Annotated in this window: 16 protein-coding genes; 8 read left to right on the forward strand and 8 right to left on the reverse strand. The window is 70.1% G+C overall.

Annotated features, from left to right (window positions below; all coding sequences use genetic code 11):
- Positions 1 to 79: 79 nt before the first annotated feature.
- Positions 80 to 997, forward strand: coding sequence for an alpha/beta fold hydrolase (locus tag EES48_RS00140; protein WP_122464369.1), 918 nt, complete (start codon positions 80 to 82; stop codon positions 995 to 997).
- On the opposite strand, the gene recQ is transcribed toward EES48_RS00140, so the two are convergent.
- Together recQ and EES48_RS00150 are read right to left on the reverse strand one after the other, a co-directional pair.
- Positions 955 to 2,829, reverse strand: coding sequence for a DNA helicase RecQ (gene recQ, locus EES48_RS00145; RefSeq protein ID WP_122464370.1), 1,875 nt, complete (start codon positions 2,827 to 2,829; stop codon positions 955 to 957). The two genes, EES48_RS00140 and recQ, sit on opposite strands and share 43 nt — an antisense overlap.
- Before the next feature lie 283 nt (positions 2,830 to 3,112).
- On the reverse strand, positions 3,113 to 3,583 hold the full coding sequence (locus EES48_RS00150; protein WP_122465058.1) for a hypothetical protein: 471 nt from the start codon (positions 3,581 to 3,583) through the stop codon (positions 3,113 to 3,115).
- Positions 3,584 to 3,664: 81 nt separating this feature from the next.
- Between EES48_RS00150 and pgi the strand changes: the two genes are divergently transcribed.
- Positions 3,665 to 5,284: a glucose-6-phosphate isomerase gene (gene pgi, locus EES48_RS00155; RefSeq protein WP_122464371.1), complete on the forward strand. Its 1,620-nt coding sequence runs from the start codon at positions 3,665 to 3,667 to the stop codon at positions 5,282 to 5,284.
- A gap of 3 nt (positions 5,285 to 5,287) precedes the next feature.
- Here the strand turns inward: pgi and gloB are convergent, their stop codons facing one another.
- Entirely contained in the window at positions 5,288 to 6,016 is a 729-nt protein-coding gene (gene gloB, locus EES48_RS00160) for a hydroxyacylglutathione hydrolase (protein WP_122464372.1), read from the reverse strand.
- Positions 6,017 to 6,062: 46 nt separating this feature from the next.
- Between gloB and EES48_RS00165 the strand changes: the two genes are divergently transcribed.
- The 5 genes from EES48_RS00165 (at position 6,063) to EES48_RS00185 (ending at position 10,729) form a co-directional block, all read left to right on the forward strand.
- Complete coding sequence (locus tag EES48_RS00165) at positions 6,063 to 6,848, forward strand: class I SAM-dependent methyltransferase (RefSeq protein ID WP_122464373.1); 786 nt, start codon at positions 6,063 to 6,065, stop codon at positions 6,846 to 6,848.
- The gene (locus tag EES48_RS00170; RefSeq protein WP_122464374.1) at positions 6,845 to 7,348 is read left to right on the forward strand and encodes a SixA phosphatase family protein; all 504 of its coding nucleotides are present in this window, start codon (positions 6,845 to 6,847) and stop codon (positions 7,346 to 7,348) included. The genes EES48_RS00165 and EES48_RS00170 overlap by 4 nt, the downstream gene beginning before the upstream one ends.
- Positions 7,345 to 7,695 (forward strand): DUF952 domain-containing protein, encoded by a 351-nt coding sequence (locus tag EES48_RS00175; RefSeq protein ID WP_122464375.1) that lies wholly within the window; start codon positions 7,345 to 7,347, stop codon positions 7,693 to 7,695. Before EES48_RS00170 ends, EES48_RS00175 begins: the two co-directional genes overlap by 4 nt.
- Before the next feature lie 2 nt (positions 7,696 to 7,697).
- Entirely contained in the window at positions 7,698 to 8,729 is a 1,032-nt protein-coding gene (locus EES48_RS00180; protein ID WP_122464376.1) for a quinone-dependent dihydroorotate dehydrogenase, read from the forward strand.
- Between the two features lie 92 nt (positions 8,730 to 8,821).
- On the forward strand, positions 8,822 to 10,729 hold the full coding sequence (locus EES48_RS00185) for a hybrid sensor histidine kinase/response regulator (protein ID WP_240623162.1): 1,908 nt from the start codon (positions 8,822 to 8,824) through the stop codon (positions 10,727 to 10,729).
- Here the strand turns inward: EES48_RS00185 and EES48_RS00190 are convergent.
- Together EES48_RS00190 and EES48_RS00195 are read right to left on the reverse strand one after the other, a co-directional pair.
- The gene (locus EES48_RS00190; RefSeq protein WP_122465060.1) at positions 10,705 to 11,133 is read right to left on the reverse strand and encodes a very short patch repair endonuclease; all 429 of its coding nucleotides are present in this window, start codon (positions 11,131 to 11,133) and stop codon (positions 10,705 to 10,707) included. The genes EES48_RS00185 and EES48_RS00190 overlap by 25 nt on opposite strands.
- Positions 11,134 to 11,137: 4 nt before the next feature.
- Entirely contained in the window at positions 11,138 to 11,623 is a 486-nt protein-coding gene (locus EES48_RS00195) for a peroxiredoxin (protein ID WP_122464377.1), read from the reverse strand.
- A 150-nt stretch (positions 11,624 to 11,773) separates the two neighbouring features.
- Here EES48_RS00195 and EES48_RS00200 point away from each other — a divergent pair, with 150 nt between their 5' ends.
- Positions 11,774 to 12,358: a YqgE/AlgH family protein gene (locus EES48_RS00200; RefSeq protein ID WP_122464378.1), complete on the forward strand. Its 585-nt coding sequence runs from the start codon at positions 11,774 to 11,776 to the stop codon at positions 12,356 to 12,358.
- On the opposite strand, the gene phoB is transcribed toward EES48_RS00200, so the two are convergent.
- The 3 genes from phoB to pstB are packed head-to-tail and all read right to left on the reverse strand — an operon-like array spanning position 12,355 to position 14,676.
- Complete coding sequence (phoB, locus tag EES48_RS00205) at positions 12,355 to 13,047, reverse strand: phosphate regulon transcriptional regulator PhoB (RefSeq protein WP_122464379.1); 693 nt, start codon at positions 13,045 to 13,047, stop codon at positions 12,355 to 12,357. The genes EES48_RS00200 and phoB overlap by 4 nt on opposite strands.
- Positions 13,044 to 13,781, reverse strand: coding sequence for a phosphate signaling complex protein PhoU (gene phoU / locus EES48_RS00210; protein ID WP_122464380.1), 738 nt, complete (start codon positions 13,779 to 13,781; stop codon positions 13,044 to 13,046). The genes phoB and phoU overlap by 4 nt, the downstream gene beginning before the upstream one ends.
- Positions 13,782 to 13,791: 10 nt before the next feature.
- Entirely contained in the window at positions 13,792 to 14,676 is an 885-nt protein-coding gene (pstB, locus tag EES48_RS00215) for a phosphate ABC transporter ATP-binding protein PstB (RefSeq protein ID WP_122464381.1), read from the reverse strand.

Raw genomic sequence — 14,676 nt, forward strand, 5'->3', positions numbered from 1 at the left:
CCAGATCCGTGATCGTGAACCGCCGTCGTCGGCGTCGCCGAGACAACCTATCGCCGTCTTCGTCGTTCAGCACCGGACCATGATTCGATTGCTGCTCGCCCTGACCCTTTTGCTGGCCGCCGCGGTTCCTGCGTCCGCCCAGACGCCGTATCGATCCGAGGTGATCACCGTCAGCGCGCGCGGGCCCCAGGGGGCGCCCGACATCGTCTTCGTGCCGGGACTGGCGTCGACCCCCGCGATCTGGTCGCGCGAGGCCAATCGCCTGGACAGTCGCTATCGCGTGCATCTGGTCGCCATCCGGGGTTTTGGCCCCCTGGCGGCCGGGACCAATGCCGATCGCGCCCTGTCGGGTCCGGCCGCCCAGGAGATCGTGCGCTATGTCCGCGAACAGGGCCTGGATCGCCCCGCGATGGTCGGCCACTCCCTGGGCGGTCAGATCGCCCTCAGGACCGCCGCCCTGGCCCCGACTGAGATCGGACGGGTGATGGCGGTGGATTCCTCGCCCTTCTTCCCCGCTCTGGTGGATGCTCGCACCACGGTGGACGACGTCAGGCCGCTCGCCGAACTGGCGCGCACCGCCCTGCTCTTTCTCGGCGACGCCGCCCTGGACGCCCAGGGCCGGCAGCTGGGTCAGAACCTTGGCGGGGCGGCCGACGCGGTGTTCGGCACCCTGGGCTGGCAGGGCGGCGATCGACGGGTGCTGGCGCAGGGGCTTTACGAGGTCATGACCTCCGACCTGCGGAGTTCGCTGCCACGCATCACCGCGCCCGTGACCGTCGTCTATGGCTGGAGCCCGTCCGAGACCTCACCCCGCGCCCAGGTCGATGGCCTGTTCCGGGCCGGCTATCGCGGCCTGCCGTCGGCGCCGACCTATGAGCGGATCGAGGGGGCCCAGCACATGGTGATGATCGACCGCCCCACCGCCTTCGCCGAGGCGATGGACCGTTTTCTGGCTCAGTCCGCGCGGGCCAGCGCCGCCAGCACGGCGGCGCCGTAGCGGTCCAGCTTGGCGGCGCCGACGCCGGGCAGGCGGCCGAGCGCGTCGAGGCCGGAGGGCGCCGCGCGGGCGATCTCGGCCAAGGTGCGGTCGTGGAAGATGACATACGGCGGCACATGCTGTTCGGCGGCGCGCTCGCGGCGCCAGGCGCGCAGGGCCTCGAACCGGGCGAAGGCCTCGGGCGTCAGCACCTCCTCGGCGTGGCTGCGATCGCGCTTCCTGGGATTGCCCGAGCGGGTGTCCGCGCGGGCGACCGGCGCGCGACGCGTCTCGACCCGGCGCTCTCCGCGATAGACGGCGCGGACCGCCGCGGGATCGCCAAGCGTGACCAGGGGCCGGCCGTCATTGGGATCCTCGGCCAGCAGCCCCTCGAACAGCAGGTGATCGACCAGATCGCGCCAGGCGGCGGGGGCCAGGTCCGATCCGATGCCCCAGGTGGACAGCGCCTGCTCCCAAGGCTGGACGTCCTTGGTGCGGCCGGTCAGGTGGTCCACCACCCGGCCCCGCCCGAACCGCTCGCCCAGGCGATGCACCGCCGCCAGGGCCTTCTGGGCCGGGACGGTGGCGTCGTGGGTCTGGACGGGATCGAGACACAGGTCGCAGACACCGCAGGGGCCGGCGTCGGTCTCGCCGAAATAGCGCCGCACCGTCTGGGGCCGACAGTGGCCGCCGTCCAGCATGGCGAACAGCTGACGCACCTTGCGCGTCTGGACGGTCTTGACCTCGTCGGCCATCGGGCGGCCGTTCAGCCGTTTCAGGCTCCAGGCGATGTCGGAGGGGCTGAACAGGGTGACGCCGTCGGCCGGCTCTCCGTCGCGCCCGGCCCGACCGATCTCCTGCCAGTAGGCCTCCAGCGATCCGGGCGGATCCAGGTGGATCACGAAGCGGACGTCCGGCTTGTCCACCCCCATGCCGAAGGCGATGGTGGCCACCATCACCGCCCCGTCCTCGCCGAGGAACCGCTCCAGCCGCCGGTCGCGCTCCTGCGGCGCCATGCCGGCATGATAGGCGATGGCGTTGACGCCGGCCTGGCCGAGCGCGTCGGCCATCCGCTCGCAGCCTTCGCGCGAGCCGCAATAGACCACGCCGGACTTGCCCCGCCGCTCGCGGACCAGTTCGATGACCCGGGCCTCGCCCTTGGCGCGCGAGGTCTTGCGCTCGGCCGCCAGCTGCAGGTTCGGGCGGGCGAAGCTGTCGACCACCACGACTGCCCCCTCGAGCCGCAGCGAGGCCAGGATGTCGTCGCGGGTGCGCGGATCGGCGGTGGCGGTGACGGCGATGCGGGGCACGCCGGGAAACAGTTCGACCAGCCGGCCGAGGCCGCGATAGTCGGGCCGGAAGTCGTGGCCCCACTGAGAGACGCAGTGCGCCTCATCGATGGCGATCAGACTGAGCGGCAGCTCGCGCAGCCGGTCGATCATATGCGGCTGGGCCAGGCCCTCGGGCGAGACATAGAGCAGGTCCAGCTCGCCGGCCTGGGCCGCGCGCCAGACGGCCGAGCGGTCGTCCATGGATATCCCGGAGTCCAGCCGCGCGGCGGCAACGCCCAACTGCTTCAGCGCCTCGACCTGGTCGGTCATCAGGGCGATCAGCGGCGACACCACCAAGCCCAGACCGGGGCGCAGCATGGCGGGGATCTGATAGCAGACGCTCTTGCCGCCGCCCGTCGGCAAGACGGCCAGGACGTCGCGCCCGGCCAGGATTTCCTCGACCACCTCCGCCTGACGCCCCCGAAAATCCGAATGGCCCCAGGCGCGCTCAAGCAAGGCTCGCGCGGCGTCCAGCCCCGGCGGGGCGCCGGGGTCGAGCGGTCGGGATGAGTCGGCGGCCATGCGGCGTGTCTAGCCGCATCCGGTGCATCGCGTCTGCCCCTGTGGGTTCATCACAACGGGCACAACGAGCGCACGACGATCACAACGAGGCTATAGCTAGTGGGGCCGCCGAGCTCCAACGATCGGCCGTGGGCATTTCCACGGCGGCGAAGCCGCCCTGAATTACCGCCCGCAAGAAGAGCGCGATCCTGGAAGCGAGACCGCTCTCGTCGTGTCGCTGTGTCTTTCGCTGTGGTCGCTGTGATGAACCAAGCCGGCTAAACAAGCGCCCGCGACGACGATCCTAGGCCGCCGGGGTCGGGGGCGAGGTGATGACCTCGACATTGTCGTTGAGCAGGTAGCGCAGCTCGGAAAGGGCCGACTGGCGGGCCGCGTCGTCGGCGGCGCCCTCGACCGCGGCGACCTTCAGCGGCATGTCTTCGGCGATGCCCTTGAGGATGCATTTCAGGTCGCCGTCGACGCCGCGCTCGCGCAGATCGACGTGACCTTCCATGTCGCGGGCGGCCAGTTCCACGGTCTGAGCCTTGAAGGCGGCGAATTCGCCGGCGTCGGGCGCGGCGGCGGCCTCCATCCAGCCATCGACGATGGCGCGCAGGGTCTCGGACCGGCTGACGATATTGGCGAACAGCGGCTCCGTGGCGACAGACGGGGGGGCGGCCGGCGCAGTCGCGGCGGCGGCATGGCCGGCATGGGCGTCAGCGACGCTGGGATCGGTGACCAGCAGGGCGGCGGCGATCAGGAGTCCGCAGGACATCGGCATGAACCTTTCGTGTTGCCCCGGTTTAGACCCGAGCCGTAAACGGGAGCTTTCCCGATCCCGCCCGGAGCAAGTCCCATGCCGCCATCCGCCGAGCTCGACAGCGCCTGGACCGCCCTGGACCACGCGGCGGAGGCTGAACGGGAGGCGACGATCCGCGATCACTTCGCCGCCGACGCGGATCGGGTCGGGCGGCTGACGCTGGAGGCGGCCGGGCTGACGCTCGACCTTTCGAAACAGACGTTCGGCCGCGCGGGGCTGGAGGCGCTGCTGGGGCTGGCGCGGGCGGCGCGGGTCCAGGACCGGCGCGCGGCCCTGTTCGGCGGCGAGGCGATCAACGCCACCGAGGGCCGGGCGGTGCTGCACCCGGCGCTCAGGGCCGCCGACGGCGCGGATTATGCCGCCCTGGGCGAGCCGGTGTCGCGCGAGGTCGAACAGACCCGGCGCGCGGTCGCCGACTATGCCGAGGCGGTCCGCGATGGGACGATCACAGGGTCGGACGGCAGGCGGATCCGCGCCCTGGTTCATATCGGGATCGGCGGCTCGGACCTGGGGCCGCGGCTGGTGTGGGAGGCGCTGAAACCGCTGGAGCCCGCCATCGATCTGCGCTTCGTGGCCAATATCGACGACGGCGACATGGCCGAGGCCCTGACCGGGCTGGACCCGGCCGAAACTCTGGTCGTGGTCGTGTCCAAGACCTTCACCACCCAGGAGACCCTGGCCAACGCCGAGCGGGCCAAGGCCTGGCTGGAGGCCGGGCTGAAGGGTGGCGACGTCCGTCCTCACCTGGTCGGGGTGACGGCGGCGCCGGAGCGGGCGGAGGCCTTTGGGTGCGGCCGGACGTTCGGATTCCGCGACTGGGTGGGCGGTCGCTACTCGCTGTGGTCGGCGGTCAGCCTCAGCTGCGTCATCGGTCTGGGCGCCGAAGTGTTCGACCGGATGCTGGCCGGGGCGGCGGCGATGGACGATCACTTCCGCACGGCGCCTCTCGAGGCCAACGCGCCGGTGATGCTGGCCCTGGCCCAGGTGTGGAACGTCGATGCGAAGGGACGCCGCGCCCGGACGGTCGCCCCCTATGCCCACCGCCTGCGCCGCCTGCCCGCCTTCCTGCAGCAACTGGAGATGGAATCGAACGGCAAGCGGGTGCGACGCGACGGCGGGGTGGCGACGCGCGGGACCTGCCCGGTGGTGTTCGGCGAGCCCGGCACCAACGGTCAGCATGCCTTTTTCCAGCAGATTCACCAGGGGCCGGAGGTCGTTCCGGCCGAATTCGTGGTGGTGCGCAAGGGCGAGGACGGCCGGGATCAGCCGGCGCTTTGGGCCAACGCCCTGGCGCAGGCCCAGGCGCTGATGATCGGCAAGTCTGGGGCGGAGGCCCGGGCGGAGCTGATCGCCGCGGGCGCGGAGGATGCCGAGGCTGACCGTCTGGCCCCGCACAAGACCTTCCCGGGCGACCGGCCGTCGACGACCATCCTGATGGACGCCCTGACGCCAGAAACGCTGGGATCCCTGCTGGCGCTGTACGAGCACAAGACCTTCGTCGAGGGGGTGATCTGGGACATCAACAGCTTCGACCAGTGGGGCGTCGAACTGGGCAAGGTGCTGGCCAAGGCCATCCTGAAGGATGTCGAGGCGGGCGCGCCGTCCGAGGGGCTCGATTCCTCGACCCGGGCCCTTCTGGGGTGGTTGACGCGCTGAGCCCTAACCCTTGAACCCGTCCTTGGCCGCGCGGCGGCGGGCGAACTCGGCGGCGTCGGGCGCTGTCAGGAAGGGGTTGAACCGACGCTCGATGGCCAGGGTCGTCGGCACGGTCGGTCGGTCCTCGCGACGGGCTGAGAAGATCGTTTCGGCGTGGCCGGTCAGGGCCGGGTCGTCGTCCAAAGACAGGGCGAAGCGGGCGTTGGCCACGGCGTACTCGTGGGCGCACCACAGCACCGTGTCGTCGGGCCAGGCCTTGAGCCGGGCGAGGCTGTCGAACATCTGCTCCGCCGTCCCCTCGAACAGCCGGCCGCAGCCTAGTGGAAACAGGGTGTCTCCGACGAAGGCCTGACCGCCTGCCGCGTCGCGATAGACAATGTGGCCCAGGGTGTGACCGGGCGTGACGGTGACTTCCAGTTGGGTTTCGCCGACCTCGACGACGTCGCCGTCACCGACGATCCGATCCACCTCACCCACACGAGTGACCTCCTCGGGCGCGACGACCATCGCCCCGAATTCGGCCTTGAGCGCCGCGTTTCCCTGGGTGTGATCGGGGTGCCAGTGGGTGTTGAGGATCAGGTCCAGCCGGTTCCAGCCGCTGGCCGCGATCTCGGCGCGATAGGGCTCCACCTCCGGCGTGTCGATGGCGGCGACCACGCCGCTGGTCTGATCGCGGATCAGGATGCCGTAGTTGTCGGAGAGGCAGGGAAACAGGCGCACGTCGAGGGTCATGGCCGCAAGTCTAGCAGGGGCGGCGGTCCGGCCCCATAGTGGCGTCATGCGCAGGAGTATCGACGAGGTCCGCGCCTTCTATGGCGAGCCGGCCGGGCGGCTGGTGCGGCGGCTGGTGGCGCGCCGGCTGGACGACGCCTGGGGCCAGGCCATGGGCTGCGACGTTCTCGGAATCGGCTACGCCACGCCCTGGCTGGACGCCTTTTCCGGCGCGCGGCGGGTAGTCGCCGCCATGCCGAAGGGCCAGGGGGCGGAGGCCTGGCCCGAGACCGGCCGCAACGCCACGGTGATGGTCGAGGACGACCGCCTGCCGTTCCGCGCGGGCATGTTCGACCGCGTCCTGATGGTCCACGCGCTGGAGGAGGCCGACGCGCCGGGTCAACTGTTGACCGAGGCCGTGCGCGCCCTGTCGCCCGCCGGACGCATCATCCTGGTGGCGGCGGCGCGCGGCGGCTTCTGGGGCCGGGCCGAGAACACCCCCTTCGGCCATGGACGACCGTTCAGCCGGGGACAGCTGGAGCAGCTGGTGCGCGAGGTCGATTTGGAACCCGTCGCCTGGTCCCAGACCCTCTATGTGCCGCCGTGGCGACCGGCTTTGGGCATGGCCGACGCGGTGGAGCGGATCGGCCAAATGGTGGCGCCCGGCGCGGCCGGCATCGTGCTGCTGGAGGCCGCGCGCCGCACCTATGCCCGAACGCCGCGAGGCCTGGGGGCGCGGGCGGCGCTGGGCGAACTGCTGAAGCCACTGCCGTCGCCTCAACCCGTGCCGGGCGGCGCGCGCGCCCTGCCGTCTTCCCGGCGCCATCGAACGCGCCTAAGCGCAGACAAATGAACCGGTTGATCATCATGCGCCATGCCGAGGCGGGTCGCGCGCCGACGGGCCAGGGCGACCGCGACCGGCCCCTGACCGAGCGGGGCGTCGCCGACGCCCGCGCCATGGGCCGATGGCTGGCGGGCAAGGGCCTGGCGCCCGACGGGGCCTGCGTCTCGCCCGCCCGGCGCACGCGACAGACCTGGGATCACGCCTCGGCCAGCTTTGGCGATGCCGACCTGGACTGCGACGAAAACCTTTATGACGCCGGGCCCGACACCCTGCGCCGAGCGGTCGAGGGCGCCGCCGAGTGGGCCGGCGTGTTCATGCTGGTGGCCCACAATCCGGGCGTCCATGCCCTGGGGCTGGATCTGCTCGCCGAGAGCGGGGCGGCGCTGGCGGACGTCGATCGGCTGCAGCGCGGCTTTCCGCCCGGCGCGGCCGCCGTCTTCCGGCGCGAGGGCGGTCGCTGGACCTTCGAGGCGTTCTGGACCCCCGCCGACATCGAGGCCCTGCCATGAGTCGTCACCCCAGCTCGGCCTACAAGATCGTGGAGGCCGCCGACTGGGCGGAGGCGCGCGAGGCCGGCGTATTTGAGGGCTCGACTGTGGATCGGGCCGACGGCTTCATTCATCTCAGCACCCGCGATCAGCTGGAGGAGACGGCGCGACGACACTACGCCGGCCAGGACGACCTGCGCCTGCTTCTGGTCGACCTGACCGGTCTGGGCGGAGCGGTGGTGTGGGAGCCGTCGCGCGACGGCGCGCTGTTTCCGCACATCTACGGCCCCCTGCCGGTCCAAGCGGTGATCCGCGACGACGCCTTCGCGGTCGGCGCCGACGGCCGCATCACCAGCCCCTGGCGGTGAGCATGGGCCTGAACGACCTCGCCGCCGCCAGCCTTCGCAGGCTCGACGCCGAAACGGCGCACCGTCTGGCCGTGCGGGCGCTGGAGCTGGGTCTTGGGTCCGGCGACACCCGCGCTGATCCGCCGATCCTGAAAACGCACCTGGCGGGTCTGGATCTGCCCAACCCGGTCGGGCTGGCGGCCGGGTTCGACAAGGACGGGCGGGCGTTGAAGGGGTTGCCGCGGGCCGGGTTCGGCTTCGTGGAGTGCGGGTCGGTCACGCCCCGGCCGCAGCCCGGCAATCCGCGCCCACGCCTGTTCCGGCTGAAGCCCGACCGAGGCGTGATCAACCGCATGGGCTTCAACAACGAGGGCCTGGACGCCTTCGCCGATCGATTGCGTCGTCGCTCCGGCGGCCTGGTCGTCGGCGCCAATCTGGGGGCGAACAAGGACAGTGAGGACCGCACCGCCGACTATGTGACGGGCCTGCGCCGGGTCCGCGACCTGGCCGATTATGTCACCGTCAACATCTCGTCGCCCAACACGCCGGGCCTGCGCGCCCTGCAGGACCGGGGGGCGCTGGACGATCTGCTGGGTCGGGTCGCGGAGGCTCGGGGAGGGCGGCCCGTGTTTCTCAAGATCGCGCCGGACCTGTCGGCGGCTGAGATCGGCGAGATCGTCGAGGCGGCGCTGGCGCACCGGATCGACGCCCTGATCGTGTCCAACACCACGCTGGAGCGCCCGGACAGCCTGACCGCCCCTGCCAAGGGTGAGAGCGGCGGCCTGTCCGGCCGGCCGATGGCGGAGATCGCCCGCCGCGCGCTCCAGGCCGCCGCCGAGGCCGCAGAGAGCCGCCTGCCCCTGATCGCGGCGGGCGGGATCGACAGCGGCGCCGAGGCCTATCATCGCATCCGGCTGGGCGCCGCAGCGGTGCAGATCTATTCCGCCCTAGTGTTTGAGGGGCCTAGCCTTTTGGCGCGCCTCAAGCGGGACCTCGCCGAACGGCTGCGCGCCGACGGCTTCGCCAGCGTCGTGGAGGCCGTGGGCGCGCGTTGACTCCACGTTAGGCCATGCGCGTCATCATGACGGCCTGGAGCCGCCGGGCCAGTTCGAGCCCCTGAGCGAGCGGCCCATGTGATGGCGGGGCGATGACGGCGATCGACGTTGCGGAAATGACCGGCTGGACGCGCGCGCTGCAACAGCGCCAGCGCGGCTGGATGCAACGCGCCACCGTCTCGACCGCCGCCGCCATCATCTTCTCCCCGGTGCTTGGTTTCGAGCAGACGCTGCCCTGGCTGATCGCTTTCGTGATCGCCCAGGGACTGGAGCATCTGGCCCTGTCGGCGGCGGCCAAGGGGCGGGAGGTCACGCCCGGCCGCATGGCGGTGGGCATGGCGGCGCTGTTCCTTTCCGGCGCGAGCTTCGGCGCCTTGTCGATCCCCCTGTGGCTGACCGGCGGGGTTATGGGCGGGCTGTGCGCCACCGCGCTGCTGTGCGGCGGCGCTCTGTATTCGACCCTGCATTCGGTCGGCTCGATGCGGGCCCTGCTGGCGACCGCCGGTCCTCAGTATCTCTACCTGTGCCTCGGGGCCTGGTTCATGACCCGATTGGGCGCGCCTGCTCCGTTCGTGGTCGCCACTCTGATCTGCGGCGTCACCTTCAGCATCTACTGTCTGTGGACCTGGCGGACGATGAATGATGTCTATCGCTCCGAGACGGCCGCGCAGATGGATAGCCAGCAGCGACGGGAAGAGGCCGAGCGTCGCATGGGCGCCCAGTCCGCCTTTCTCGCCGCCGTGGGGCATGACCTGCGCACCCCGATCAGCGCCATCCTGACCGGGGCGGCCGAATTGGAGCGTGACGCCGGGGGATCAACCGACGGGCGCGCGCGCGCCAAGGCGCAGCTGATCACCGAAGCCGGCCTGATGATGAAGGCCATGCTGGACGATTTGCTGGATCAGGCGAAACTGGACGCGGGTCGGATGACCGTCGAACGCGAGCCGATGGAGCTGCGTCGCCTGCTGAGCCAGACCGCGCGCTTCTGGCGTCCCGCCGTCGCGGGTAAGGGTCTTCGGCTGCGCATTGATGCGGGCCGCGAGGCGCCGGCGTGGATCGTCGGCGACGCCATGCGGCTGCGCCAGATACTCAACAATCTGATCTCCAACGCCCTGAAGTTCACCGATCGCGGCCATCTCGGTATCCGGGTGCGGTCCTGGGCCGAGGACGACGGGCGCCTGGCCCTGCTGATCGATATCGAGGATTCCGGTCCGGGCATGACCGACGAGCAGTTGAGCCGGTTGTTCACCGCCTTCGACCAGACCGATCAGTCGGTCGCGGTGCGCCACGGCGGCACCGGCCTGGGTCTTTCGATCAGCCGCGATCTCGCGGCCCTGATGGGCGGCCGTTTGACCGCGCGCAGCGCGCCGGGCCGAGGCGCCGTCTTCACTCTCTCGCTGACGGTGGAGAAGGCCGAGCCCGTCGCCCGCCCGGTCGACCCCTTCGCCGGGGTGGATCAGCGCGCCGCCGTGGTTAGAGCGCTGAACCCCATCCGGCCCCCGCTCGCTCCTGCCCCCGAGACGCTCCCTGTTGCGGCCGGTAACGCTCACCCCGAGGTCGAGGAGACGGCCGTCGAAGAAGCCGAGCCGGAGGAGCGCGCCCTGCGCGTGCTGATCGTCGACGACCACGAGATCAATCGTCGCGCCATCCAGCTGATCCTCGCCCCCTTCGGAGCCGAGTCGGTTCAGGCCGCCGACGGCATGGCGGCTCTGGCCGCGGCCGAGGCCGAGCCGTTCGATGTGATCTTCATGGACGTGCGCATGCCGGAATTGGACGGGCGCGAGACCACTCGCCGTCTGCGGGCGGGAACCAGCGTCAACCGCGACACGCCCGTGATCGCCGTCACCGCCGACAGCGCCGCCGAAGATGTGGCCGCTTGCCAGGCGGCTGGCATGGAACTGTTCGTGTCCAAGCCGCTGACGCCCGGCAGTCTGCTGGGCGCCCTGACCCAGGCGTTGTCCGCCCGCGAAGAGGTTCAGGCCGAGACCGAAGCCGCCTGACTGACCACTGCGGCCAGCCTGCGGTCCAGCGCCGCCTCATCCTTCAGCTGGCACTCCCAGAGCACCAGCGTTCGCCAGTCCGAGTTCTCGAGCGCGTCGAGCGCTGTCCGGTCGCGTTGACGATTGCGCGCGATTTTGGCGCGCCAGTAATCAGCGTTGGTCTTGGGCTCGCGCCCTCCACGCGGACAGTCGTGGCCATGCCAGAAACAACCGTGGACAAAGATCGCCAGCCGGCGGCCAGGCATGACCACGTCCGGGCGTCCGGGCAGGCCCCAGCCGCCCAGTCGATAGCCGACGCCGAGCGCTCTGAGGCGTTTGCGGACCTTCAGTTCCGGTCCGGTGTCGCGGGCCCGGACGCGGCGCATCACCGCGCTGCGTTTCTCCGGGCCGTAGACATCGGTGATGGGGTCAGAGCTGCTCGACCAGATAGTCGCCGGACGAGACGCGGAATTCACCGCCCTGTTCGACGTTCAGCTGTTTCACCACGCCGTCCTCGACCAGCATGGAGTAGCGCTGGGACCGTTCGCCCATGCCGAAGCCGGAGGCGTCGAGACTCAGCCCGAGCTTCCGCGTGAACTCGCCATTGCCGTCCGCCAGCATCACGATCTCGCCGTCCTTGACGTTGGAGGCCTCGCCCCAGGCGCCCATGACGAAGGCGTCATTGACGGATACGCAGGCGATCTGATCCACGCCCTTGGCCTTCAAAGCCTCGGCCTGATCCTGAAAGCTGGGCAGGTGGCGGGCGGAGCAGGTGGGGGTGAAGGCCCCCGGCACGGCGAACAGGGCCACGGTCTTGCCGCCGAACAGCTCGCCGGTCGAGACCGGCTTGGGACCGTCGGCGGTCGGGGTGGTCAGGGTGGCGTCGGGGATGCGGTCGCCGATCTGGATGGTCATGGAGAGGGTCCGGCCGTGAGGGATGAGGCCCGCGACATAGGCGCGCGCCCGGCCTACGCCAAGGCGCCAGGCACTCTCTCAGAGCGCGTTCGATCATTGCGCCCGGCCGCCTTTGGCCGGAGGATAGGCGGGAAAGGACGATCACGCCCTATGGCCACCGACGCCCCGACCCGTTTCGACTCCCTCGCCGGCCGCCTGCTGGTGGCCATGCCGGGCATCGGCGATCCGCGCTTCGAGCACGCGGTGATCCTGGTCTGCGCGCATCAACGCGACCACGCCATGGGGCTGCGCCTGGATCGCCCGGCCCCGGGCGTTGATCTGGCGGGCGTGCTGTCCAAGCTGAATGTGGAGGGAGCCGAAAACGCGCCGATCCAGACGGTTCTCGCGGGAGGTCCGGTCGACAAGGAACGCGGCTTCGTGCTGCACACCAGCGACTGGAGCGTGGCCGACGCCAGCCTGATGATCGGCGACGACCTGGCCATCACCGCCACCAAGGAGGCTTTGGCGGCCATGACCGATCCCGACATCGCCCCGCAGCGGGCCATCCTGGTGCTGGGCTACGCCGGCTGGGGCGAGGGCCAGCTCGAGGAAGAGCTGACCGACAATGTCTGGCTCACCGCCGAGCCCAGCCTCGACGTGCTGTTCGACCAGGATCATCGCTCAAAATGGCGGCGCGCCCTGGCCGGGCTTGGCGTCGACGCCGCCATGCTGTCCGCCCACGCGGGCCGGGCTTAACGCTCGAGGTCGAGGGCGTAGCCGGCAGAGCGGACCGTCCGGATCGGGTCGCCCAGCGCGCCGGGAATGTCGAGCGCTTTCCTCAGCCGTCCGACGTGCACATCGACGGTTCGCGCCTCGACATAGACGTCCGAACCCCACACGGCGTCCAGAAGCTGCTCGCGGCTGAACACCCGGCCGGGGTGCTGCATGAAGTAATCCAGCAGACGGTACTCGGTCGGTCCCAGGTGCACATCCTTTTCGCCGCGCTTCACCCGGTGCGACACCCGGTCGATCAGGATGTCGCCGTGGCCGACACGATCGTCGGCAAGGCCCGGACGGATGCGGCGCAGCACCGCGCGGATGCGGGCCATCAGCTCGATCATCGAGAACGGCTTGGTCAGATAGTCGTCGGCGCCCGTGTCCAGGCCGCGGATGCGGTCCGTCTCCTCGCCGCGCGCCGTCAGCATGATGATCGGCAGATTGCGCGTTTGGGGCTGGGCGCGGAGACGGCGGCAGACCTCAATCCCCGACACCCCCGGCATCATCCAGTCCAGCAGCACCAGGTCCGGCAGCTGCTCGTCGATCTGGAGCAAGCCCTCGTCCCCATCCTGGGCGACGACGACCCGGTAGCCTTCCTTCTCAAGGTTGTAGCGGACCAGTTCGCCGAGCGCGTCCTCGTCCTCCATCAGCAGGATGTAGGGGGTCATCCCCGGTCTCCAATTTCAGTGGCGGTGTAGGGATCGCCGATGTCCTCGGCGGTGGCGTTGGACTTGGGCCGATCACCGGCGATCTCCTCGCCCGTGATCTCGTAGTGGATGGTTTCGGCCAGGTTGGTGGCGTGGTCGCCGATCCGCTCCAGGTTCTTGGCCATGAACAACAGGTGGGTCGAGGCCCCGATCGTGCGCGGATCGCCCATCATGTAGGTCAGGAGTTCGCGGAACAGGGCGTTGTAGTGCTCGTCGATGTCGTCGTCGTGCTTCCACACGGCGATGGCGCCCTCGACCTCGGAGGTCGTATAGGCGTCCAGCACCTCCTTCAGCCGGGTCGAGACCAACTGGCCCATCCGCACGATGGAGCGGGTCAGGGGCGTCATCGGCTCGCCGTCGATCAGCGCCAGGCCGCGCTTGGCGATGTTCTTGGCGAGGTCGCCGGCGCGTTCCAGATCGACCGCGATCTTCATCGCCGCCAAGGCCTTCCTGAGGTCCGACGCCATGGGCTGGCGCAGGGCGATCAGGCGAATGGCCTTGCGTTCGATCTCATGCTGCAGGGCGTCGAGCTTCTCGTCGCGCTCGATCACGGACTTGGCCAGGGCTACGTCGCGCCGGGCGATGGAGTCGATGGCGTCCGACACCTGGGCCTCGGTCATGCCGCCCATGCGGACGACCTCGGCGGTCAGCTGGTCCAGTTCGTCGCCGTAGGCCTTGACGGTGTGCTGGTTCATGATTGGGTCCTCAGCCGAAGCGGCCGGTGATGTAGTCGAGCGTGCGACGCTCGCGCGGGTTCTGGAAGATGTCCTCGGTCGGCCCGACCTCGATCAGCTGGCCCAGGTGGAAGAAGGCGGTGCGCTGGCTGACGCGGGCCGCCTGGGCCATCGAGTGGGTGACGATGACGATGCAGTACTCTTCGCGCAGCTCGTCGATCAGCTCCTCGATGCGCGCGGTGGCGATGGGATCCAGCGCCGAGCAGGGCTCGTCCATCAGGATCACCTCGGGTTCGACCGCGATGGCGCGGGCGATGACCAGCCGCTGCTGCTGCCCGCCCGACAGGCCGGTGCCGGGACTTTCCAGCCGGTCGGCGACTTCCTTCCACAGGCCGGCGCGCTTCAGACTGTGTTCGACCCGGTCCGCCAGCTCGGTCTTGTTCGCCGTCAGCCCGTGGATCTTGGGCCCGTAGGCGACATTCTCGAAGATCGACTTGGGGAAGGGGTTTGGCTTCTGGAACACCATGCCTACCCGGGCGCGCAACAGCACCGGGTCGATCGAGCGGTCGGTGATGTCCTGGCCGTCGATGGTGATCTTGCCCACGACCCGGGCCGACGGGATGGTGTCGTTCATCCGGTTGATGCAACGCAGGAACGTCGACTTGCCGCAGCCCGACGGGCCGATGAAGGCGGTCACGGCCTTGTCGGCGATGTCCAGCGACACGTCGAACAGGGCCTGCTTCTGGCCGTAGAAGACCGAGACATCCTCGGCCTTGATCTTGATGGGCCCGGTCAGTCCCGGATGCACCACCGTCGGGACGGGCGCCTCGGCGTGTCCTGGGTTGCGATCGGTGTCCAATGCGCTGACATCGCCTTGGCGAGGCTCGCGGGACGGGGCGACGAGGTCGGGGTTCAT

Origin of the sequence: Brevundimonas lutea (genome assembly GCF_003704105.1) — a bacterium.
Classification (GTDB): Bacteria; Pseudomonadota; Alphaproteobacteria; order Caulobacterales; family Caulobacteraceae; genus Brevundimonas; species Brevundimonas lutea.